We start from the raw sequence: 19,882 nt of genomic DNA on the forward strand, positions 1-19,882 counted from the left end.
TCCAACTCCTTCGGGTTCACATCGTTGTGACTCTCTGCACACTACTTCCCTGCCTTCGAGAGGCCGCCTGCCATGATGGCCCGATGAAGCTGCACGAGATCTCCGAGTACCCCGGCGCCACCCCCGACCAGGTCTTCGCGATCATCCGCGACGACGAGTTCCGCGCGCAGGTCTGCGAGAAGATCCACGCCCTGGCGTACGAGGTGACGGTGGACGACGACGGCGATCAGGTCCGGGTCCGCATCGATCGGACCATGCCGGCGGAGATGCCCGACTTCGTCAAGAAGCTGACCGGCGAGACGGTCGAGGTGCGCCAGGTCGAGGAGTGGGGACCCCCCGCTGCCGACGGCGCCCGTCGCGGGACGGTCCGTCTCACGATCAAGGGCCAGCCGGCGACGATGAACGGGACCACGGCCATCCGGGCGACCCCCGACGGGTCGGAGCTCGTCGTGGAGGGCGACGTCAAGGTCGCGATCCCGCTGATCGGCCGCAGGATCGAGCCCGAGGTCGCGAAGGCCATCACGGCGGCCCTGCGCGTGGAGTCCTCGCAGGGCCGGGCGAGGATCGCCGCCGAGGCCTGACCCGCGGTCGCGCGTCACCGGTCTCTCAGACACCGATCCACGCGGCGATCGCCGCGGCCCCGGCGCGCTGAAGCAGAGCGGGCGCCTCGGCGATGCAGCGTTCGAGGTCGGCCTCGAGCTCCTGGAGCGCGTGGACGCCCGCGAATCCTGCCTGCCGAGCCTGCGTCTCGGACAGCGTCGTCCGACCGCAGACCACGACCACGGGAACGCCCTGGCGCGCAGCCCTCGCCGCCACGACGGCGGGGGCCTTGCCGCGCAGCGTCTGCTCGTCGAACGACCCCTCCCCCGTGACGACGAGGTCGGCACCGGCCAGAGCGGCGTCGAGACCCACGAGGTCGAGGACGAGCTCCGCCCCCGAGCGGGTCTCCGCACCCAGGACCGACAGCGCGGCGAAGCCCACACCACCCGCGGCGCCCGCGCCGGGCACCTGGCGCAGGTCCCGTCCCGTGACCGATGCCACGACGTCGGCCCACCGGGAGAGGCCCCGGTCGAGCACCTCGATCTGCCCCGGGCGCGCGCCCTTCTGCGGCGCGTAGACGGCGGCAGCACCGTGCGGGCCGGTCAGCGGGTTGTCGACGTCGCAGGCGACCACGAGGGTGGTCCCGCCGAGCCGGAGGCCGTCGAGATCGACCGACGCCACCTCGGCCAATCCGACCCCACCCTCGGGCACGAGGGCCCCCTCGCTGTCGAGCAGGCGCGCACCGAGCGCACTGAGCATCCCCGCGCCGCCGTCGGTGGAGGCGCTGCCGCCGATGCCGACGACGACCTGGGACGCGCCGTCGGCGATCGCCGCCGCGACGGCCTCGCCGAGGCCACGCGAGCTCGCCGTCATCGGCGCGGGCGGGCCGTCGAGGCGCACCAGCCCGCAGGCGTCGGCCATCTCGACCACCGCCTGGTCGCCCCGACGCGCGATCGTGGTCGACACCGGCGTGCCGGTCGGGCCCGCGACGGTCACCGGCACGGGCCGCCAGCCGCTTGCCAGCGCGGCCGCCACGGTCCCGTCGCCGCCATCGGCAACGGGCAGCTCGACGACCTCCACGTCCGACCGTCGCATCCCCCGTGCCAGTGCTGCCGCGACACCGGCCGCGTCGAGCGAGCCCTTGAACTTGTCGGGTGCGACGACGACCCGTGTCACAGGTACGGCTCGACGAGCTCGACGTAGCGGCGCACTGTCGTCGCGACGACCTCGTCACCGTCGGCGGCCCAGACGTCGGCGTTGAAGATCTCCACCTCCACGTCTCCGGCGTAGCCGGCAGCGGCGACGGCCCGCGTGAACGCCGCGAAGTCGACGTGTCCGTCGCCCATCATCCCGCGCCCCAGGAGGTTGTCGGCCGGGACCGGGGTGATCCAGTCGCACACCTGATAGGCGACGATCCGATCCCCGGCGCGCTCGATCTGCTCGGTGACGCCGGGCTCCCACCAGAGGTGGTAGGTGTCGACGACGACACCGACCTGCTCCACCGGGTGCTCCTCGGCGATGTCGAGCGCCTGGCGCAGCGACGAGACCACTCCGCGGTCGGCCGCGAAGATCGGGTTCATCGGCTCGATGCCGAGCCGGACGCCGCGCTCCCCCGCGTACGGCGCCAGCCGGGCGATCGCCTCGGTCGCCCTCTCCCGCGCGCCGGCGAGGTCCTTGCTGCCCTCGGGCAGCCCTCCCGGCACGAGGACGAGGGTCGGGGCTCCCAGTGCGGCTGCCTCGTCGACTGCGGCCACGTTGTCGGCGTGCGCGGTCTCGCGCGCCTGCGGCTCCTCGGCGGTGAAGAAGCCCCCGCGGCACAGCGACGACACCCGCAAGCCGCTGTCGGCGACCCAGCGGGCGACGGTCGCGAGCCCGACGTCGGCCACCGGCTCCCGCCACAGCCCGACGGCGCCGAGGCCGGCGGACCGGGCCCCCTCCAGAGCCTCACGCACGGACCACTGCGCCGTCGTGCGCTGGTTGAGGGACAGCCGCGCGAGCCGCGGGTCACCCGGAGCCGGGGTGTCGAACCGCGCGGCCCGCCCGCTCGGTACGTCGAGGAACGCCGTCATCGACGAGCTCCGGCGGTCTCGAGCAGCAGGTTGAGGCGGTACGCGGCGAGGTCGGGGTCGGGAAGCAGCCGAGCCTCGTTGGCCAGCGCGAACACCTCAGCGAGATGGACGACGCTGCGGGCCGACTGCAGGCCGGAGACCATCGAGAACCCGGGCTGGTGACCCGAGAGCCACGCCAGGAACGCGATCCCCGTCTTGTAGTAGTACGTCGGGTTGCTGAAGAGGTGCCGTGACAGCGCGAGCGTCGAGGCCATCTCGGCGTCGTACGTCGCGAGGTCGCCGTCGTCGAGGGCGCTCAAAGCCGCGGACGCCGCCGGCGCGACGGCCGCGAAGGCGCCAAGGAGGGCGTCGGAGTGGTGGGTTCCGTCACCGCGGATCAGCTCGGGGTAGTGGAAGTCGTCACCGGTGTAGAGGCGCACTCCCTCCGGGAGCGCCGACCTCAGCGCGACCTCGTGGTCGGCGGACAGGAGCGACACCTTGACCCCGTCGATGCGATCGGCGTGGTCGGTGACGAGCTGCACGAACGTCGCCGTCGCCGCGTCGACGTCGCTCGATCCCCAGTATCCGGCGAGCTGCGGGTCGAACGCCTCACCGAGCCAGTGCAGGATCACCGGTCCGCCGACCTGACGAAGCACGACGTCGTACACGGTCAGGTAGTCCTCGGGCGAGCGCGCGACCGCGGCCAGGTGGCGCGAGGCCATGACGATCACCTGTGACCCGGCCCCCTCGATGGCCGCGACCTGCTCCAGATAGGCGTCGGTGACCTCGCCGAGCGTCCGGAGGACGCTGCGGTGGTCGGTGCCGGCCCCGGAGGCGATCCGCGCACCGGCCTCATGCGCCTGCTCAGCGCTGCGGGTGACCAGCTCGACGACCGCCGGCCAGTCGAGTCCCATGTTGCGCTGCGCGGTGTCCATCGCCTCGGCGACACCCATCCCGAACCGGAAGAGGTGCCGCCGGAACGCGAGCGTGGACTCCCAGTCGATCGCGGCGGGGGCCCCCGGGACGTTGTCGCCGTACGGGTCGGCGACGACGTGCGCCGCTGCGAAGACCGCGCGGCTGCGGTACGGCGCCGGGTGCTCCGGCCACGCCCGCGGCGCCCGGAGCTCGACCCCCTGCCAGCTGCCGTCGGCCCGCGGGAGAGCCACGGTGTCGCGTGTGGCCGTCATGCGATCGCCGCGACGTCGACCGTACGACCTGCCTGCGACGACTCGAGGGCCGCGTCGACGAGCTGAAGCCCGCGGACGCCCGACCACAGGTCGTGGCGGTGCGGACGTCCCGCGTGCCAGTCCAGGAGGAACTCCTCCCACTGCGCGCGGAAGCCGTTCGCGAACTCCTCGTTGTCGGGCACGTCGGCCCACTGGTCACGGAAGACCTCGTCGGTGGGGAGGTCGGGGTTCCACACCGGCTTCGGCGTCTGCACCCGCGACTGCACCTTGCAGCCGAACAGCCCGGCGACAGCCGAGCCGTCGGTGCCGTCGACCTGGAACTCCACGAGCTCGTCTCGATGCACGCGGACCGCCCACGAGGAGTTGATCTGGGCGATGATCCCGCCCTCGAGCTCGAAGATCCCGTACGCCGCGTCGTCCGCGGTCGCCTCGTACGGCTCGCCCTTCTCGTCCCACCGCTGCGGGATGTGCGTGACGGCCCGCGTGGTCACCGAGCGGACGCGTCCGAGGATGTTCTCGAGCACGTAGTTCCAGTGGCAGTACATGTCGAGGACCATGCCGCCGCCGTCCTCGGCCCGGTAGTTCCAGCTCGGCCGCTGCGCCGCGATCAGGTCGCCCTCGAACACCCAGTAGCCGAACTCCCCGCGGACCGACAGGATCCGACCGAAGTAGCCCGCGTCGACCAGTCGCCGGAGCTTGAGCAGGCCCGGCAGATAGAGCTTGTCGTGGACGACACCGTTCAGGACCCCGGCGGCGTCGGCGGCGCGGGCGATCTCCACCCCTTCGCCCACCGTCTGCGCGATCGGCTTCTCGGTGTAGATCGCCTTGCCGGCCGTGATCGCCTTCAGCAGCGACTTCTTGCGCTCCGACGTGACGAGCGCGTCGAAGTAGATCGGGGCACTCTGGTCGGCCAGCGCCTCGTCGACGTCCACCGTCCACTCCGCGATGCCGTGCCGGTCCGCCAGCTCGGCGAGCTTGTCGGCGCTGCGGCCGACGAGGACCGGCTCGACCTGGAGACGGCCGCCGTCGGGCAGCTCGACTCCGCCCTCATCCCGGATCGAGAGGATCGACCGGAGGAGGTGCTGCCGATATCCCATCCGGCCGGTGACGCCGTTCATGATGATGCGGACGTTCTGCGATGCCATCGGCTTCACCTGTTCCTGGAGGGATTCGTGGTCGGGACGGACGCCGCCGGAGCAGGATCGCTCGGTCGTCCGCCGAGGTAGAGCGCGCTCAGCTGCGGATCCGCGAGCAGCTCCGGCGCAGGTCCCGAGATGTGGACCCGGCCGAGGTCGAGCACGCAGCCGACGTCGGCCGTCTCGAGCGCACGGCGAGCGTTCTGCTCGACGAGGAGGACAGCGATCCCCGCGTCGCGCATGCGCGCCACCTGGTCGAACACGGTGGCGGTCGTCTTGGGGTCGAGACCCATCGACGGCTCGTCGAGCAGCACCACCTTCGGGCTCACCATCAGTGAGCGCGCGAACTCGACCTGCTTCTGTTGCCCGCCCGAGAGCAGGCCGGCGAGCTGCTTCCAGCGCTCACCGACGATTGGGAAGAGCGACCGGACGAAGGCGACGCGCTCGGCGACCGTGGCCTTGTCGCGCACGGTGAACGCGCCCAGCATGACGTTCTCCTCGACCGTCATCTCCCGGAACACGCTGTGCCCCTGGAGGACGTGCGCCAGACCGGAGGCCAGCATCTGCTGCGGACCTCTGCCGGTGACGTCCTCGCCGTCGACCACGATCGAGCCCGACCTCGGCGCGAGCAGACCGCTCGCGACCTTGAGCACGGTCGACTTGCCGGCACCGTTGGGGCCGACCAGGCACACCACCGAACCGGCGGGCACCTTCACGGTGAGGCCGCGGAGGACGAGCGCTGCTCGCCCGTACCCGGCCTCGATGTCATGGAGCTCCAGCAGGTAGTCAGACACCGAGATACGCCTCCAGCACACGAGGATCGGACTGGATCTGGGAGGGAGGTCCCTCGGCGATCGGCCGACCGCGGTCGAACACGATGACGTGGTCGCTCAGGCTCATCACCATCTCCATGTTGTGCTCGACGACGACGAACGTCCGCCCCTCCGCGTTGAGCTCGCGGATGAGGGTGCCGATCCGGCCGATCAGCGCCGGGTTCACCCCGCCCGCCGGCTCGTCGAGCATGATCAGGTCCGGCTCGGCCATCAGGACGCCGGCGAGCTCGAGGAGCTTCTGCTGGCCGTACGAGACGTCGGCGGCCTCGGAGTGCTCGAGGTGGTCGATGCCGACCCGCCGCAACCAGTGCCGGGCCCGCTCGATCTCGTCGGTGTCGCGCGCGCCCTTGAGCAACGAGCGGAGCCCGTGGGTGCGGTGGGCGACGAGGACGTTCTCGAGAACGGTCATGCGGGGGAAGATCCGGCACAGCTGGAAGCTGCGTCCGATCCCGGCGCGGGCGATCCGGTGCGGCGAACGGCCGGTGACGTCGCTCCCGCGATAGGTCACCGCCCCCGAGTCCGGTCGGATCATGCCCGTGACGCAGTTGAAGAACGTCGTCTTGCCCGACCCGTTGGGACCGATCAGGGCGTTCACCTTGCCCTCGTGGAACGTGACGGTGGCGTCGTCGACGGCCTTGACGCCTCCGAACGCCTTGCTGAGCGAGATCGTGGCGAGGCTCTCGCGGGGAGGTGCGGCAGTCGTGGTCATCGCGTCGCCTTCTCTCGGGGGTGCGGTCGCTCGTCGTCGTCCCGCTCGAGCAGCTCCGCGGCGGTCATCTCCCGGATCGAGCTGCGCTCCGGCGTGAAGCGGTCGACGAGCTTCATGCCGGCGGGGATGATCCCGTCGGGCATGAAGAGGACCACGACGGCCAGGAGGAGCCCCGTGGCGACGAGATGGAACTGGGTGTCCCCGAACTCGAGCTTGAAGTACTCCAGCGCGGTGCCGACGATGAGCGCCCCGAGGAGCGGGCCGTACAGCTGACGGACGCCGCCGAGCAGCGCCATGAGCACCATGTACGAGCCGATCAGGATCGAGAACTGGAACACCGGGTCGAGGTCGCCGAACCACAGCGCGTACATGCCGCCCCCGAGCGCGGTGAAGAACGCCGACACGACGTAGACGACGAGCTTGTAGGCGTAGGTCGGGACGCCGAGCGCCTCCGCCTTGTCCTCGTCCTCGCGGATCGCCTTCAGGCCCATGCCGAACCGGCTGCGGTCGATCAGCCACCAGGCGAGGAGCGTGACCGCGAGGAGCGCCACGAAGAGGTAGAAGAACGTCTCGTGGTGCTCCGGCCGGAGCATGTCGGGGAACGGTCGCGGGACCACGAGGCCGTTGGAGCCACCGGTCAGCGAGCTCCAGCTCTGGAAGACCAGGAGCATGATCAGCACGAGCGCGATCGACACGATCACGAACGACGCGCCCCGCACCCGCAGCGCTGCCCAGCCGACCGGGACGGCGAAGAGAGCGACTCCGACCCCGGCCAGCGCCCACGCGACGAAGCTCGGCATCTCGAGCCGGGTGATCAGCAGTGCCGTCCCGTACGCGCCGAGCCCGAAGAACGCGGCGTGGCCGAGCGAGATGTAGCCGGTGAAGCCACCGACGAAGTTCCAGGAGGTCGAGAGGACCGCATAGCTGAGCACGACGATGCCGGCCGAAAGGATGTAGGGGTTGGCCGCCCATCCCGGGAAGGTCAACAGCGCCGTGGCGCACGCGGCGAACGCGAGGGCCTTGGCGACGAGGGTCCGAGAAACACGGGCCCGAGAAGCGTCGGCCTTAGAAGCGCTGGGCTTAGAAACGCTGGGCAAGACGACCTCCGAAGAATCCTTGCGGACGCAGCATCAGCGTGGCGAAGAGCGCCACGTAGAAGATGGTCTGCGCCCACGTCGTGCCCATCGGGATCTGCAGCAGGCTCTGGCCGATCCCGAGCACCATCGCCGCGATCGCGGCCCCGGGGATGCTCCCCAGCCCGCCGACCACGATGATCGCCATCAGCGGGCCGATCCAGTGCCAGTGCAACGACGGGTAGATGGTGGCGTCGAGCGACAGCGCAGTGCCGCCGATCGCCGCCGTGGCCAGACCGAGGCCGAAGCCGTAGCCGGCGACCCGGTCGGTCTTGATGCCGACCAGCTGGGCGGCGTCCCTGTGCTGGATGGTCGCGCGCAGCGACTGGCCGAAGCGGGTGTGCTTCATGATCACGTACAGCGCGGCGAGCGAGGCGACGGCGAGCCCGAACGTGATCAGCTTGACGACCGCGAAGCGGGCACCGAAGAGCTCGAGGCTCGCACCGCTGTAGTCGAGCTGGATCCGGCGCTGGGTGCCCGAGAACGCGAACCCGAGCAGGCCCTCGATCGTGAGGGCGATCGCGAACGTCAGCAGGACCGACATCATCGTGAGCGTGACCGGGCGGAGCCGGGCCACGAGCAGCCGCTGCATGAGCACGCCGACACCGAAGAACAGCGGGACGGTGATGAAGAGGGAGAACAGCGGGTCGATGCCGGTCTCCCGGTGGAAGTACCACGCGAGGTAGGCGGCGAGGATGAGGAACGCCGAGTGCGCGATCATCACCACACGCATGATCCCGAAGTAGAGCGTGAGCCCGGCCGCCAGGAGGGCGTAGAGCCCTCCCAGCAGCACACCGAGCACCAGGCTCTGGAAGATGAGGGCGCCATCCATCAGGACGTCACCAGGCCGGCTTCGGGTTGACGATGTCGGCTTCCTTGACGTCCTCGGGGAGGACGATCTTGATCTGGCCGTCGACGTACTGCTGGATCATGTGGGCGCCCTGGGGCCTGCCCGCCTCGTCCCAGCTCAACGGTCCGACCACCGTGTCGACCTCGTTGTCACGGAGCCAGTCGATGAGCTCCTTCTGGCAGTCGCCCTGCTCCGCGCAGCCGACCGCCTCGACGGCGGCAGCCACGACCTGGCCGGTGGTGTAGGCGTTGGCCTCGTCCTCGCCGGGCGGGGTGCCGTTGCGCTCGGTGTAGCTCGCGACGAACTCCTTGTTGGTGGGGATCGCCGCCTGCTCGGTGTAGCCGGTGGGCGACAGGATGCCCTCGGTCTTCGCACCGATCGCCTCGGGGAACTCGGGATTCGTCGGCGCGGTCGAGAACGCGGCCAGCTTGGGCTGGTAGTCGAGCTGCTGCAGGGCCACGATCAGGTTGACCGCGTCCTGGTACTGCGTGCCCCCGACGACCATGTCGGCGTTGGAGCTCTCGATCTTGGCCGCGATGCTGCTGAAGTCGGTGGTGTTCGGCGGATACTTCTCGTCGACGACGGTCTTGACGCCCGCGGCCTCCATCTTGTCCTTGAGGCCGTACGCGGTGCCCATCGCGAAGGGGTCGTCCATCGCCGCGTACGCCGCGGTCTTGGGCCGCTTGTCCGCAGGCAGGGCCTCGATCCACTCCGCCAGGTAGTTGTAGTGGTCGTCCGCGACGGCAGGGGCCGCGTAGAAGAGGTTGTCGAATCCCTGCTCGAACACCTCGGGCGCCGCGCCGGCGGGCTCGACGAACAGCATCCCGTACTCGTCGGCGACGCGGGCCGCGGGCACGACGAGGCGGGTGGAGAACGGACCGAACACGAGGTCGACCTCGTCCTGCGCGATCAGGGACTCGTAGTCCGCGACGACCCGGTCGGCATTCGACTGGTCGTCGAGGATCTTGAGCTCGACCTTGCGCCCGAGGAGTCCACCGGCGTCGTTGACGTCGGCGGCCCAGGCCTCGTACCCGCGCTGGACGCCCTTGCCGGGCTCGGCGAAGTCACCGGTGAGAGGGAGCGAGACGCCGATGGTGATCGGGCCGTCCTCGTCGCCGCCGGAGTCTCCATCCCCGCCGCAGGCCGTGAGCGCGAGGGTCGCGGCGCCGAGCAAGGCGCCGATTCGGATGATGCTCGTTGTCTTCGTCGACATTGACGCTCCTACGATTCGAGGTCCGCGTGTCCGGGGCCGCCGTAAGCGCTTTCGTAAGCGCTTTCGTAGGATAGACATGGGTGAACGCGTGTGGCAAGAGTCACAGCACTGGTCGTTTCTGAGGGGGACATCCGGATGGCGAGAGTTCGATCCGCGCCGCGGCTCGTCGACGTGGCAGAGCGCGCGGGAGTGTCGCTCGCGACCGCCTCGCGGGCACTGGCCGGCCGCGAGGGCGTGAGTCCGGGTGTGGCCGAGCGGGTCCACCAGGTCGCCGACGCCCTCGGGTACGTCGTCAACGCTCACGCACGCTCCCTCGCGGGCGGGTCGGCGTCGGTGGTCGGGCTGATCGTGCACCAGATCGACGACCCGTACTTCTCCGAGATCGCCGCAGGCGTCATCTCGGTGGCCTACGACAAGGGCATCACGGTCCAGATCTGCCACTCCGCACGCGACCCGGAGAACGAGCTCCGCCAGATCCGCAGCCTGATCGCGAACAACGTGCGGGCCATCATCGTCGCCGGTTCCGGCTACGTCGGCGACGGACTCGAGGCCGCTGCCGAGCGCGAGCTTGCCGCCTTCCAAGCCAATGGCGGCCGTGTCGCCGTGATCGGCCGGCACGCCCTGCGCGCCGACGCCGTGCTCCCCGACAACGAGGACGCGGGGGCCGCACTCGCCGAGCACCTGGTCGGCCTGGGGCACCGCCGGATCGCGATCGCCGCCGGCACCGTGAACCTCACCACCGTGGTGGACCGCCTCGCGGGGATCGAGCGCGCCCTCGCCGAGAACGGCATCGAGCTCGATGAGCTTTCCCTGGTCGAGGCCGAGTTCACCCGTGACGGAGGCGCGTACGCCGCCGAGCAGATCGTCACGCAGCACCCTGAGACAACCGCGATCATCGCCCTCAACGACGCGATGGCCATCGGGGTCCTCGCCGTCCTGCGCACCCGCGGCGTCGCCGTACCGTCGGAGATGTCGGTGGCCGGGTTCGACGACGTCTCGGTCGCGGCCGACCTCGCCCCGAGCCTGACGACGGTACGCCTGCCGATGACCGACATGGGAGCAGCGGCGCTCGAGATGGCGCTCAAGGATCCGTCGTCACGCCCTCGACGTCGCCACACCGGCCACGAGCTGATGGTCCGGAGCTCGACCGGTCCGGCGCGGGCATGACGGGAGGGCGGCGGGTCGACCGCCGCCCTCCCGTTCAGGTCACCGCTCGACGCGACGGAACTGCTGGTTCACCTCCAGCTTCGTCAGGGAGCTGTCGAGGAACATGAGGCTGTCCATGCGGCAGTTGCACGGATTCCGCTCGGAGCCGTCCTGCGGGAAGCTGCCACCGATCTTGATGCCGCGGGGGTTGGTCGCCGACGTCGTCTCCTCCCCCGGTGCGCTGTTGCCCCAGGGATCGTCGGTCCGGGTGTAGAAGCCCGGGATCGGCCTGCCGTTCTTGTAGAGCGCCATCGTGCCGTTGGCGTAGTCGAACGTCGCGGCGAGGTGGACCCACTCACCCTGCGGGAGCAGGGTGCGCCAGTCCTCCGACGCGGCGAACGTCTGCGACGCCCCGGTGTCGACGCGGCGTCCGAGGGCGACGAGCCGGAGCTCGCCTCCGACGTCGATAAGCTCGAGGAGGGCACGGACGCCGTGGCCGTCGGAGTTCCCGGCCAGCACGCCGGCCAGCCCGACGGCGTTGTACCGGTCGTCCGGGGCGGGGGTGTTGGTGTTGAGCGACGGGTTCTCGCCGGTCATCTTGAACCAGCCCATCACCGTGGTTCCCTTGACTCCGTTGAAGCGCGACAAGGACTCCACACCGTCGGCGTCGTCGTCGTACACGCCCGCCTTCCACGCCAGCCGACCGGTCACGGGATCGGCGTTGCGGATCTGGAGCGAGCGCCTGCTGCCCCGGAACGCGCCGTCCTTGACCCGCATGTCGGAGCCGCCGTTGATCAGGTCGATGTCCGTGCCGGACGGACCACGGTCACGCTCGACGTCTCCGCGAGGGCGCTCGAAGTCGTAGTGCGAGACGAGGTACGGCGACAAGGCCGGGTGCACGTCACGATCACGCGTGATCTTCTTGGTCCCGACGATCTTCCAGATCTTGCCGTTCGCCTTGGCGAGCAGATAGAGCTCGTCGTCGCCGTCACGACCGAGCCGCAGGTCGACACGACGGTCGCCCGCCAGCACCGGCGTCGTCACCTCGTTGCCACGCTCGTCGAACAGCGTGAGCTCGTGGATCTGGGCCGACGGCTTGCCACGCCGCATCTCGCGGTTCTCGGTGTACATCACCCGACCGTCCACGAGGTCGGCGAAGAGGTACTTGTCCCGCAGCTTGGGGACGTCCCCGCCTCGATAGACGAAGCCGCCGCTCACGGCGTGTCCGACGTCGGCACCGCACGGGAAGCCCGGCGGCGGGTTGTGGTCGTACTGAGCGACCGGGTAGGTGTAGCCGTTCTCGGCGTCGTCCTCCGGCAGCGGGTAGAGGTTGCAGCGGTCGGACTTGTCGAACAGGAACGATCCCTCGCGCTCGTCGCTGCGACCAGTGCGGCCGCGGCGAGGAGACTCCACCTTCGCTGGGTCATTCCATCCACCGTCCGTGTCGTCAGAGGGTTTCTCGGACAGCCCGAGAGCCGGCGGCAGGAATGTGCGTCCTGACGGCCCGGATCCCCGAGAGACGTGCTGGAAGCGCTTTCGTAAACGCTTTCGTGAACGGTAGGCGTATGACGTACGTCACGTCAAGATAGGGCTCCGGCTGACCCCAGGCGCCCGCAAGCGGGCCTTGACGGAGGACGGCGGCGAGGAGGATCGTTCGGTCCCTGGCGCTGCTGGAAGCGCTTGCGCCGCCCGCTGTGCCGCGGGAGGATCCGCCGCGTCGAGGGAGATGTCATGAGGATCAGAACTGTCCTGGCGGGCGCCGCCGCCCTGCTCGTGGGTGCCACCGTACTCGCTGCCTGGCCCTCGACCGCCGACCGGGGCGGGCCACGCTGGGCGGTCGACGACGACAGCCGCGCCGACTACGGCGTCTGTCGCGGCACCGATCCCGGGTGCTACCACGACTGGGAGACCGCCTTCAAGACCGATGGCGTCGACCGGGTGCTCGTCTACAGCGCCACCGGCGTCTCACGGCACGCACACCTCGGCCCTCGCCTCGCCCCCGGGATGAACCCACCGCTGACCGACGCCCACGTCGCCCAGCAGGCGATGCGCCGCTGGGGCACGGAGCACGGTCTGAGCGTCGACTGGACCGAGGACGTGCTCCAGCTCGACTCCCCCGGCAAGCTGCTCGGGTACGACGCTGTCGTGTTCCTCAGCAACTCGCGCGACATCCTCGACGACGCGGCGCAGACCTCCCTGATGCAGTACGTGCGTGCCGGCGGCGGGTTCGTCGCGGTGCACAACACTCTGGGCGCCGAGTACCACTGGCCGTACTTCCAGGGCCTTCTCGGCGGCGCCGCCTTCTATGACCACGGGCCGTCACGCAACGGCCGCGTCGAGAAGACGAGCCGTCGCGACGTCTCCGTCGCCGACCTCCCGAAGCGGTTCGTGCTCAAGGACGAGTTCTACAACCTCGCGCCCTTCCCGACGGGGGTCCGCATCCTCGCCGAGGTCGACCCGGACACGCTCGAGGGCGGCGGGAAGGGCTTCAACGGCCACCCGGGGCATCCCGACCAGCACCCGGTCACGTGGTGCCAGTACTACGACGGGGGACGCGCCTGGGTGACCTCGCTCGGCCACGAGGTCGCGCTCTGGCGTGACGGTGACGGCAATGGGGACGCCGACGAGCAGGCACGCCTGTTCAAGAGCCACGTCGTCAACGGGCTGCTCAGCACGATGGGCAAGAAGGCGTTCTGCCGGGCGTGATGGACGTCAGGCGCCGATCTGCTCCAGCACGGCGTCGAGCTCCTGCGTTGCATACCACGCCAATTCGTCGCCGACGTGGATCGCGGCGACGTCGCGCAGCGCGACCGGACCGGTCACCTCACCGTCAGGCCCGGCAGCGGCCTGCGTCACGACCACGACCACCGACCCCCAGCGCTCCTCCGCGATCTCACCGGCCACCGCCATCGCGTCGTACTCGTCCTGCTCGTCGTCGCTGGCAGCCACCACGCATGCGTACGCGTCGCCAGGGAGCTCGCCGGTGTCGGCGAGGGACCGCAGGTCCGCAGCCCGAACGGCGAGATAGGCCCGCCGAGTCACGCGGAGCCCTCGCCGGGGCTGGCCGCACGGTCACGACGCCCGGGCGCGCCGCCTCGCGGTGCGCGCACGCGGGTAGGGCTGGCGGTCTCGACCAGCTCGGCGAGGGCGTCCTCGACGCACTGTCCGAGGACGTCGGGCTCGGCCACCGCGGCGCGGTCGGCCACCATCCCGTAGTAGACGCCGCCGGCGTAGGACGTCACCCCGATCGACAGCGTCCGACCCGGGATGAGGGGGATCCCCGGATAGGTCTGGACGATCGGGGATCCGGCGATGAACATCTGCTCCTGGGGCCCGGGCACGTTGGTGACGACCAGGTCGTACGGGTGGTGGTCCTGCGTCTCCGCGACACGCGCACCGACCGCGTGGAAGGTCGTCGGGGCGAAGCCCGGGAGCTCCGCCAGCGTGTTCGCAGCGACCGCCACGCCGGTCTCCCTGTGCGCCTTGAGCGCGTACGAGACCTGGTGCAGGCGGACGACCGGGTTGGTCTCGCCGACGGGCAGCGACACCAGGTGACCGCGGACGGTGGAACCGTACGAGGTGGGAGCGCCGTCCGGGGCGGCGACCGACATCGGGACCATCGCCCGGAGTCGCGTGCTGTCGCTGACCGGCATGGCCTGGTTGAGCATCCATCCACGGATGCCGCCGGCGATCGTGCTCAGCATGACGTCGTTGACCGTGCCGCCGTGCGCGTCGCGGACCAGGCGGTAGTCGTCGAGCCGCGTGCTCACGGTGACGTAGCGGCGGTGTTGGCTGAGCCGTCGGTTGAACGGCCCTGCGGCGTCCGCGGCGACCGGACCGACGACCGGCAGCGTCTGCACGACCTTGCCGACCGCGGACTGGAGGCGGTCGAACCCCGCCGTGACACGGCTCGCGGCGCGCCGAGGACTCAGCGCGGTGTCAATGACCGACCTCGCGACCAGCGACATGCTGCCTGGACCGGCACGGGGGACCCAACCGTCGGGTGGCACGTCACGGTCGCGGGGGGTCTCGTCGAGCAGCACCTGAGCGAGGTCCACCGTCACGGACCCGTCGACCAGCGCCTGGTGCGACTTGATCAGCACCGCGACTCGGCCGTCCTCGAGGCCCTCGATGACGTAGGCCTCCCACAGGGGTCGCGACACGTCGAGACGCCGTGCGATCAACCGGCTGACGAGCTCGCGCAGGGCGGCACTCGTGCCCGGGGCGGGGAGGCCGGAGCGTCGCACGTGGTAGGTCAGGTCGAACGCTTCGTCGTCCACCCACACCGGCGGCCCCACATGACCCGGGACGGTCGCCACCCTTTGTCGGTAGCGAGGGACCAGGCCGATGCGTTCGTTGACGACCCGCACGAGCGTGTCGTAGTCGAAGGTGCGCTCGCCCGGCTCGATCACCGCAAGCGTCATCACCTGGCGCGGCGTCGTGGAGGTCTCCTCGTCGAGGAACGCCGCATCGAGGGCATCGAGACGTCGGGGCACGAGTAGAGGTTACGCCAGTTCGGGGCGGCGGGCGGCGATGCCACCGCTCAATGTGGACAACGCCGTCCGGAACGCTGACTCCGGCGCTCCCTCGACCGGCGTGTAGCCGTGCACGAGACAGCGGTCGATCGCCACCGGGTCGTCTGGGAGGAAGGCGGAGGGTCGCAACGTCGTGAAGCGCTCGACCGCGTCGGCGACCTCGCGAGCACTCCAGCCGAGCGTGGCACGCATCCGGTTGACGACGATCTCCGGCTCGATCTTGAACCGTGTGCGGATGTCGAGAACCGCCCGGGCCAGCCGTGCCAGACCCACCGGATCGGGGTTGCCCACGACGAGCACACGGTCGGCGACCACGAGCGTGTGCCGGGTGACGGCCGTCCGCCGCGGTGCGGCTGAGTCGAACGCCTGCTCCTCGACGTCGTCCACCGCGAACCCGAGGTCGACGACCACCTCGTCGGCGAGCTCCCGTGCGGTCTCGAGCACCGCCTCGTACGCCGCGGCCCGCAGGCTCGGCCACCGGTCAGCGCGTGGCAGGCCGGTGAGGACGGCCAGGTCGGGACCGATCCAGCGCAGAGATGCGGTCAGGGCAGCCGGGGTGAGCGTGCCCGCGTTGGCCTCGCGCGTGGACGCGAGCAGACCGCTCACCTCGTCGAGCAGTGCGAGCGCCACGGCCTGCGTGCCGCCGTCGACGTCGGCGTCGACCAGCACGGTCCGTCTCCCCGTGGCGGCCATCTCCGCGGCGAGCCCGCGAGCGACCGTGCTCCGCCCCGGCGCACCCGCCGGTCCCCACACGGCCGTCACGACGCCGTCGCGAGGGACACCGGCTGCGGGTCGGAACGCGTCGTCCCGCCGTGACGGTGCGGGCCGGAGCCCGTGCTCGGCACCCGGGGTGCGCGCTGTCGACGCGAGGTGCGCGACCGTCGAGAGACGCGTCCACGGCAGCACGGAGTCGATGCCGAGTGCGGCGGCACGACGCTCGGCGTCGGGACTCGAGGCTGCGTCGTCGACGACCGCGACCACGAGGACGTCGGTGCCCGTGACGCGGCGGACGGCGTCGGCGTCCAGCCCGGCGAGACCGAGGGACACGAGCGCGACACCGACCGCGCCGCTCGCCGCGGTCGCCACGGCGTCGGCCACGTCCACGCAGCGGCGTACGACCTCGATCCCGTCCGCCTCGACGGCAGCGGCCACCAGGTCGGCCTCCCAGGGTTCGCCACCCGCGGCGATCAGGACGGGAACGCTCACGCGGACGGCCCCATCCGCCGTACGAGGGTGGCGCTCCCTCCCGCGAGCGCCGCCAGCGCCCGCGGGAGCACCTCGCCGCGTTCGTCCTCGACGAGGACGACCACGCTCCGCACCGAACCCTCGCCGAAGGCGCTGGCGTCACCGTGCACCGCGACTACCGCGACGTCGTCGATGACGCGGCGGGCGGCCTCCGACCTCGTCCCGGCGCTCGGCTGCTCCGCGGCGACCCAGACGTCAACCCGGTGGCCGGGGCCGAGGTCGGCGGGCATCGCGGTCCCGGTGACCTGCAAAGGCACCTCAACGCCACTCACCACGGTCTCGCCCGCCACGGCCGCGACCGGAACGAGCTCGCCGGCCGCGAGGTCGCGTGCCCATGCCGCCCCCGAGAGCCGCTCAGACAGCGAATCGGCGTCCGGCTCGTCCAGGTAGGCCCCGGAGGCAACAGGATCGAGCCGGACATCGACCCGCTCGAGGTCTCCTGGTCGCACGGGCTCGCCGGCGCGAACGTCGGCCGAGACCGCCCACACCTCCGTGGTCTTGGCGACGTTGGTGACGAGCAGACCGCCCAGCAGCATGCAGACGGCGACAAGCGCGGCCCCGGTCACCGCACGGGGGTGGGTCCAGCGGGGTCGGTGAAGGCGGCGGGCGTCGGTGTGCGGCGTCGCCGAGGCTGACGACCCCGGCAGGAGCGTGGGCATGCGCCTATTGATGCCGCAAAGGAGTCCGATCCGTCCACCCTCTGTCCACAGATCGACGGTGCGGCCGCGACCTCGGGGCGGTCCTGCTGGCAGAATCGACGCATGCCTCTCGGATCCGAGTCACCCCGGTTCCTGCGGCTGTCGGACGTGGCCGAGGTGCTCAACGTCTCCGAGCGGCAGGTCTACGCGCTGGTCCGGCGCGGAGACCTGGCCGCGATCCGCGTCGGCGGCCGAGGGGTGTGGCGGGTCGAGGCCGACGTGCTCGAGCGCTACATCGCCGACCAGTACGCCGCCGCGCGAGACCACATCGCCGCGCACCCGTTCGTGGAGGGCGACGAGTCACGCGACGGTGAGGACGTCAGCGCGGACACCTGACCGCCGCGACCGCCGTGTACGGCACCAGCTCGCCGCCGATCTCCGCGTAGTCGCTGCCCGCTCGTGTCGGGGTGCCTCGCACGGTGCTGCCGTCGACCAGCACCACGACGACGACGTCACGGTCGCGGACGAACGTCGCCCACGCCTGCCGCCAGGTCGTACGCCGCTGCACCTCCCCGCGCGCGGTCAGGGGCGCTCCCGTCCCCGCCGTCACGCTGAGCACAGCATCCATCGAGACCACCCAGTCGGTCGTGACGTCGTGGTGCAGGAGCACCCAGTCCGCGGTCGCCATCGCGAGCTCACCTCGAACCAGACCGACCGCCGTGACGCTGAGCACGATCTCGCGCCCTAGACACCGGTCTGCCCAGGAGACGGCGGCCGACCGCTCCACGGCGAGGTCCTCGATCTGCCGGTCGCGCTCCGCCTGACTCTCGCCGTCGGCCTGCAGGGCCAGGTCGGTCTCGAGCGCGTCGAACCGTTCGTCCCACCGCATGTGCCGCACTCTAGCGCCCGACGAACCTGTGGACGAACGGTTGACTGTGTGGTTAGACATACGCAAACGTAGGCAAACGTCATCAAGAGGAGGTGCCGATGAAGACCCGACCGTTTGCTGGACTGACCGCCCTCCTGCCCGCGACGGCCGTCGTGCTCCTGATCGGACGGGTCCCGGCGGCCTGCACCCAGCTGGCATCCGCGACAGCGCCGTACCCTCCTCGCCTGGATACCCTGCTCGGCGCCGTCGCCGTGCTGCTGGCGGTCGCCGCGACAGCCTGGCTCACGTTCCTCAGCGGGGTCGCGCTGATCTGTCGCGTCATCCGAAGGCCGGTTCCGCGGAGGCTGCTGGCCTGGTCACCGCCGTCCTGGCGGCCGGTCGTCGCGGCGGTGGCGGGGACGGTGGTGCTGGTGGCCCCGCCTGCCTCCGCCGCAACCACGACCCCGGGGTCACCAGGAGCATCCGGTGCCTCGTCCGCCTCGGGCGCTGCTGTCCGGCCACCCACTTCGGCGTTCCAGGGGCTGCCGTTGCCCGACCGACCCGGGCGCCTTGCGGCGCCGCGACCTGCGCGGCCACAGGGTGAACCGCCACAGGGTGAACCGACCATCCGCAGGGCATCCGAGGGCGCTCCCCCTCCCGCTCGTGGCATCGACTCGCCCTCGACCTCCGTGCGATCGACCGCGGAGCCCTCGGGTCGCCGCGTCCGTGCCGGCGAGACGTTGTGGAGCATCGCCGCCGACGAGCTTCGCTCCGCCGGAGACGTCGCCGGTCCGCGACGGATCGACCGGTCGTGGCGCCGCTGGTACGCCGCGAACCGATCGCTCATCGGCGCCGACCCGGACGCACTACGGGTCGGGCTCGTTCTTCGGCGACCAGGTCGCGCCCCCGCACCCGACACCCCCTCCTCACCCACCGCACTCGACGAAGGAGAACCCCGATGACCACCGACACCACTCACACACGCGACGCCAACGCGACGAGCCTGCACACCGTCCCACCTGCGACCCACCGCGGGAGCCGACGCGCCCGTCGACGCACCGTCACCGAGGACGGCGCCGCCAACCAGAAGGGTGTCCAGGAGACACGCGTGCGTGAGCGGGCCGTCCAGTGGTCCCTGCCGCTGGTCGAGGGCTCGCTGGCGCTCTCGGCCGAGCCGCCCGCCTCCCCGGTTGCCGAGACTCGGCCACGCCTCAGTCTCGTGCCGGCTCCCGACCGCGAGCTCGAGCAGCGCGCGGGCCGGTTCGTCCAGGCAGTGCTCGAGGTCACGGCCGGCGCGCGGTCTCTCCAGCAGCTGACGCGGGTCGTCCGTCCGGACGTGTACGAGGAGATGCAGCACCGGCTCACCGTCCTCAGCCGCGTCCGGGCCCGTGACCCCCGCGTGCCGTCGGCGGCACGCGTGGCGAGCGTCCGCGTCTACAAGCCACGCGACGACGTCGCCGAGGTCACCGCCCGCGTCGTGAGAGACGGGCGCTCACGCGCCGTGGCGGCACGACTGGAGCACGACACCGACCGTCGTGATCCGACGTGGGTCTGCACGGCACTGTGCTGGGTGTGAGGAGTGAGGCACAGGTGGTCGGCGAGGAACGAGCCGCCCGCCACAGCCGACCTCCGCAGCACCCGGCACGAAAGGCACTCTGCTGGGTGTGAGGCGCTGGGCGCGAGGAGTGAGGCGCTGGGTGTGAGGAGTGAGGCACAGGTGGTCGGCGAGGAACGAGCCGCCCGCCACAGCCGACCTCCGCACCGACGACGAAGGACTCGGCATCGCGACCACCTCGTGGCT

General features: G+C 71.0%; 21 protein-coding genes. 6 read left to right on the forward strand and 15 right to left on the reverse strand.

The features are described from left to right. Positions 1-83: 83 nt before the first annotated feature. Positions 84-581, forward strand: coding sequence for a DUF2505 domain-containing protein (locus KV100_RS05415; RefSeq protein WP_220341851.1), 498 nt, complete (start codon positions 84-86; stop codon positions 579-581). Between the two features lie 25 nt (positions 582-606). On the opposite strand, the gene KV100_RS05420 is transcribed toward KV100_RS05415, so the two are convergent. From KV100_RS05420 to KV100_RS05460, 9 genes are read right to left on the reverse strand one after another with little or no spacing between them, the layout of a single operon-like run. After that, positions 607-1,716 (reverse strand): glycerate kinase, encoded by a 1,110-nt coding sequence (locus tag KV100_RS05420; RefSeq protein WP_220341852.1) that lies wholly within the window; start codon positions 1,714-1,716, stop codon positions 607-609. Then, positions 1,713-2,609: a sugar phosphate isomerase/epimerase gene (locus KV100_RS05425; RefSeq protein WP_220341853.1), complete on the reverse strand. Its 897-nt coding sequence runs from the start codon at positions 2,607-2,609 to the stop codon at positions 1,713-1,715. The genes KV100_RS05420 and KV100_RS05425 overlap by 4 nt, the downstream gene beginning before the upstream one ends. Further along, complete coding sequence (locus KV100_RS05430; protein WP_220341854.1) at positions 2,606-3,775, reverse strand: dihydrodipicolinate synthase family protein; 1,170 nt, start codon at positions 3,773-3,775, stop codon at positions 2,606-2,608. The genes KV100_RS05425 and KV100_RS05430 overlap by 4 nt, the downstream gene beginning before the upstream one ends. Further along, a complete protein-coding gene (locus tag KV100_RS05435) occupies positions 3,772-4,920 on the reverse strand; it encodes a Gfo/Idh/MocA family protein (protein WP_220341855.1) in 1,149 nt (382 codons plus the stop codon). Before KV100_RS05435 ends, KV100_RS05430 begins: the two co-directional genes overlap by 4 nt. 5 nt (positions 4,921-4,925) lie before the next feature. Further along, positions 4,926-5,705 (reverse strand): ABC transporter ATP-binding protein, encoded by a 780-nt coding sequence (locus tag KV100_RS05440; RefSeq protein ID WP_220341856.1) that lies wholly within the window; start codon positions 5,703-5,705, stop codon positions 4,926-4,928. Next, complete coding sequence (locus KV100_RS05445) at positions 5,698-6,453, reverse strand: ABC transporter ATP-binding protein (RefSeq protein ID WP_220341857.1); 756 nt, start codon at positions 6,451-6,453, stop codon at positions 5,698-5,700. The genes KV100_RS05440 and KV100_RS05445 overlap by 8 nt, the downstream gene beginning before the upstream one ends. Next, positions 6,450-7,550 carry a branched-chain amino acid ABC transporter permease gene (locus KV100_RS05450; protein WP_255560549.1) on the reverse strand — a complete coding sequence of 367 codons (1,101 nt, stop codon included), beginning with the start codon at positions 7,548-7,550 and terminating at the stop codon, positions 6,450-6,452. Before KV100_RS05450 ends, KV100_RS05445 begins: the two co-directional genes overlap by 4 nt. Beyond that, entirely contained in the window at positions 7,534-8,418 is an 885-nt protein-coding gene (locus tag KV100_RS05455; protein WP_220341858.1) for a branched-chain amino acid ABC transporter permease, read from the reverse strand. The genes KV100_RS05450 and KV100_RS05455 overlap by 17 nt, the downstream gene beginning before the upstream one ends. Before the next feature lie 7 nt (positions 8,419-8,425). Then, complete coding sequence (locus tag KV100_RS05460) at positions 8,426-9,649, reverse strand: amino acid ABC transporter substrate-binding protein (protein WP_220341859.1); 1,224 nt, start codon at positions 9,647-9,649, stop codon at positions 8,426-8,428. Between the two features lie 135 nt (positions 9,650-9,784). On the opposite strand from KV100_RS05460, the gene KV100_RS05465 reads away from it, so the two are divergent. Then, the gene (locus KV100_RS05465; protein ID WP_220341860.1) at positions 9,785-10,816 is read left to right on the forward strand and encodes a LacI family DNA-binding transcriptional regulator; all 1,032 of its coding nucleotides are present in this window, start codon (positions 9,785-9,787) and stop codon (positions 10,814-10,816) included. A 39-nt stretch (positions 10,817-10,855) separates the two neighbouring features. On the opposite strand, the gene KV100_RS20060 is transcribed toward KV100_RS05465, so the two are convergent. Next, a complete protein-coding gene (locus KV100_RS20060; RefSeq protein ID WP_220341861.1) occupies positions 10,856-12,208 on the reverse strand; it encodes a LamG-like jellyroll fold domain-containing protein in 1,353 nt (450 codons plus the stop codon). 318 nt (positions 12,209-12,526) lie between these two features. Here KV100_RS20060 and KV100_RS05475 point away from each other — a divergent pair, with 318 nt between their 5' ends. Continuing rightward, positions 12,527-13,501, forward strand: a complete 975-nt coding sequence (locus tag KV100_RS05475) for a ThuA domain-containing protein (protein ID WP_220341862.1) — start codon at positions 12,527-12,529, stop codon at positions 13,499-13,501. Between the two features lie 6 nt (positions 13,502-13,507). On the opposite strand, the gene KV100_RS05480 is transcribed toward KV100_RS05475, so the two are convergent. From KV100_RS05480 to KV100_RS05495, 4 genes are read right to left on the reverse strand one after another with little or no spacing between them, the layout of a single operon-like run. Continuing rightward, on the reverse strand, positions 13,508-13,837 hold the full coding sequence (locus tag KV100_RS05480; protein WP_220341863.1) for a hypothetical protein: 330 nt from the start codon (positions 13,835-13,837) through the stop codon (positions 13,508-13,510). Continuing rightward, a complete protein-coding gene (locus KV100_RS05485; protein ID WP_220341864.1) occupies positions 13,834-15,291 on the reverse strand; it encodes a wax ester/triacylglycerol synthase family O-acyltransferase in 1,458 nt (485 codons plus the stop codon). The genes KV100_RS05480 and KV100_RS05485 overlap by 4 nt, the downstream gene beginning before the upstream one ends. Positions 15,292-15,300: 9 nt before the next feature. Beyond that, complete coding sequence (locus tag KV100_RS05490) at positions 15,301-16,536, reverse strand: hypothetical protein (protein ID WP_220341865.1); 1,236 nt, start codon at positions 16,534-16,536, stop codon at positions 15,301-15,303. Further along, positions 16,533-17,234: a hypothetical protein gene (locus tag KV100_RS05495; protein ID WP_220341866.1), complete on the reverse strand. Its 702-nt coding sequence runs from the start codon at positions 17,232-17,234 to the stop codon at positions 16,533-16,535. The genes KV100_RS05490 and KV100_RS05495 overlap by 4 nt, the downstream gene beginning before the upstream one ends. A gap of 102 nt (positions 17,235-17,336) precedes the next feature. Between KV100_RS05495 and KV100_RS05500 the strand changes: the two genes are divergently transcribed. Beyond that, positions 17,337-17,609 carry an AlpA family transcriptional regulator gene (locus KV100_RS05500; RefSeq protein ID WP_220341867.1) on the forward strand — a complete coding sequence of 91 codons (273 nt, stop codon included), beginning with the start codon at positions 17,337-17,339 and terminating at the stop codon, positions 17,607-17,609. Here the strand turns inward: KV100_RS05500 and KV100_RS05505 are convergent. Further along, positions 17,593-18,102: a hypothetical protein gene (locus KV100_RS05505; RefSeq protein WP_220341868.1), complete on the reverse strand. Its 510-nt coding sequence runs from the start codon at positions 18,100-18,102 to the stop codon at positions 17,593-17,595. The genes KV100_RS05500 and KV100_RS05505 overlap by 17 nt on opposite strands. A gap of 98 nt (positions 18,103-18,200) precedes the next feature. On the opposite strand from KV100_RS05505, the gene KV100_RS05510 reads away from it, so the two are divergent. Both KV100_RS05510 and KV100_RS05515 read left to right on the forward strand, forming a co-directional pair. Continuing rightward, on the forward strand, positions 18,201-19,043 hold the full coding sequence (locus tag KV100_RS05510) for a LysM domain-containing protein (RefSeq protein ID WP_220341869.1): 843 nt from the start codon (positions 18,201-18,203) through the stop codon (positions 19,041-19,043). Next, entirely contained in the window at positions 19,040-19,657 is a 618-nt protein-coding gene (locus KV100_RS05515) for an Rv3235 family protein (RefSeq protein WP_220341870.1), read from the forward strand. The genes KV100_RS05510 and KV100_RS05515 overlap by 4 nt, the downstream gene beginning before the upstream one ends. The last annotated feature ends 225 nt before the right edge of the window (positions 19,658-19,882 follow it).

The organism is Mumia sp. zg.B21 (assembly GCF_019550855.1).
Taxonomy (GTDB): Bacteria; Actinomycetota; Actinomycetes; order Propionibacteriales; family Nocardioidaceae; genus Mumia.

Bases quoted from the DNA above. Each gene is read 5' to 3' on its own strand.
- KV100_RS05455 (WP_220341858.1), bottom strand. From the start codon at position 8,418: ATGGATGGCGCCCTCATCTTCCAGAGCCTGGTGCTCGGTGTGCTGCTG.
- KV100_RS05475 (WP_220341862.1), top strand. From the start codon at position 12,527: ATGAGGATCAGAACTGTCCTGGCGGGCGCCGCCGCCCTGCTCGTGGGT.
- KV100_RS05425 (WP_220341853.1), bottom strand. From the start codon at position 2,609: ATGACGGCGTTCCTCGACGTACCGAGCGGGCGGGCCGCGCGGTTCGAC.
- KV100_RS05515 (WP_220341870.1), top strand. From the start codon at position 19,040: ATGACCACCGACACCACTCACACACGCGACGCCAACGCGACGAGCCTG.
- KV100_RS05465 (WP_220341860.1), top strand. From the start codon at position 9,785: ATGGCGAGAGTTCGATCCGCGCCGCGGCTCGTCGACGTGGCAGAGCGC.
- KV100_RS05500 (WP_220341867.1), top strand. From the start codon at position 17,337: ATGCCTCTCGGATCCGAGTCACCCCGGTTCCTGCGGCTGTCGGACGTG.
- KV100_RS05460 (WP_220341859.1), bottom strand. From the start codon at position 9,649: ATGTCGACGAAGACAACGAGCATCATCCGAATCGGCGCCTTGCTCGGC.
- KV100_RS05430 (WP_220341854.1), bottom strand. From the start codon at position 3,775: ATGACGGCCACACGCGACACCGTGGCTCTCCCGCGGGCCGACGGCAGC.
- KV100_RS05495 (WP_220341866.1), bottom strand. From the start codon at position 17,234: ATGCCCACGCTCCTGCCGGGGTCGTCAGCCTCGGCGACGCCGCACACC.
- KV100_RS05435 (WP_220341855.1), bottom strand. From the start codon at position 4,920: ATGGCATCGCAGAACGTCCGCATCATCATGAACGGCGTCACCGGCCGG.
- KV100_RS05415 (WP_220341851.1), top strand. From the start codon at position 84: ATGAAGCTGCACGAGATCTCCGAGTACCCCGGCGCCACCCCCGACCAG.
- KV100_RS05510 (WP_220341869.1), top strand. From the start codon at position 18,201: ATGAAGACCCGACCGTTTGCTGGACTGACCGCCCTCCTGCCCGCGACG.
- KV100_RS05445 (WP_220341857.1), bottom strand. From the start codon at position 6,453: ATGACCACGACTGCCGCACCTCCCCGCGAGAGCCTCGCCACGATCTCG.
- KV100_RS05505 (WP_220341868.1), bottom strand. From the start codon at position 18,102: ATGCGGTGGGACGAACGGTTCGACGCGCTCGAGACCGACCTGGCCCTG.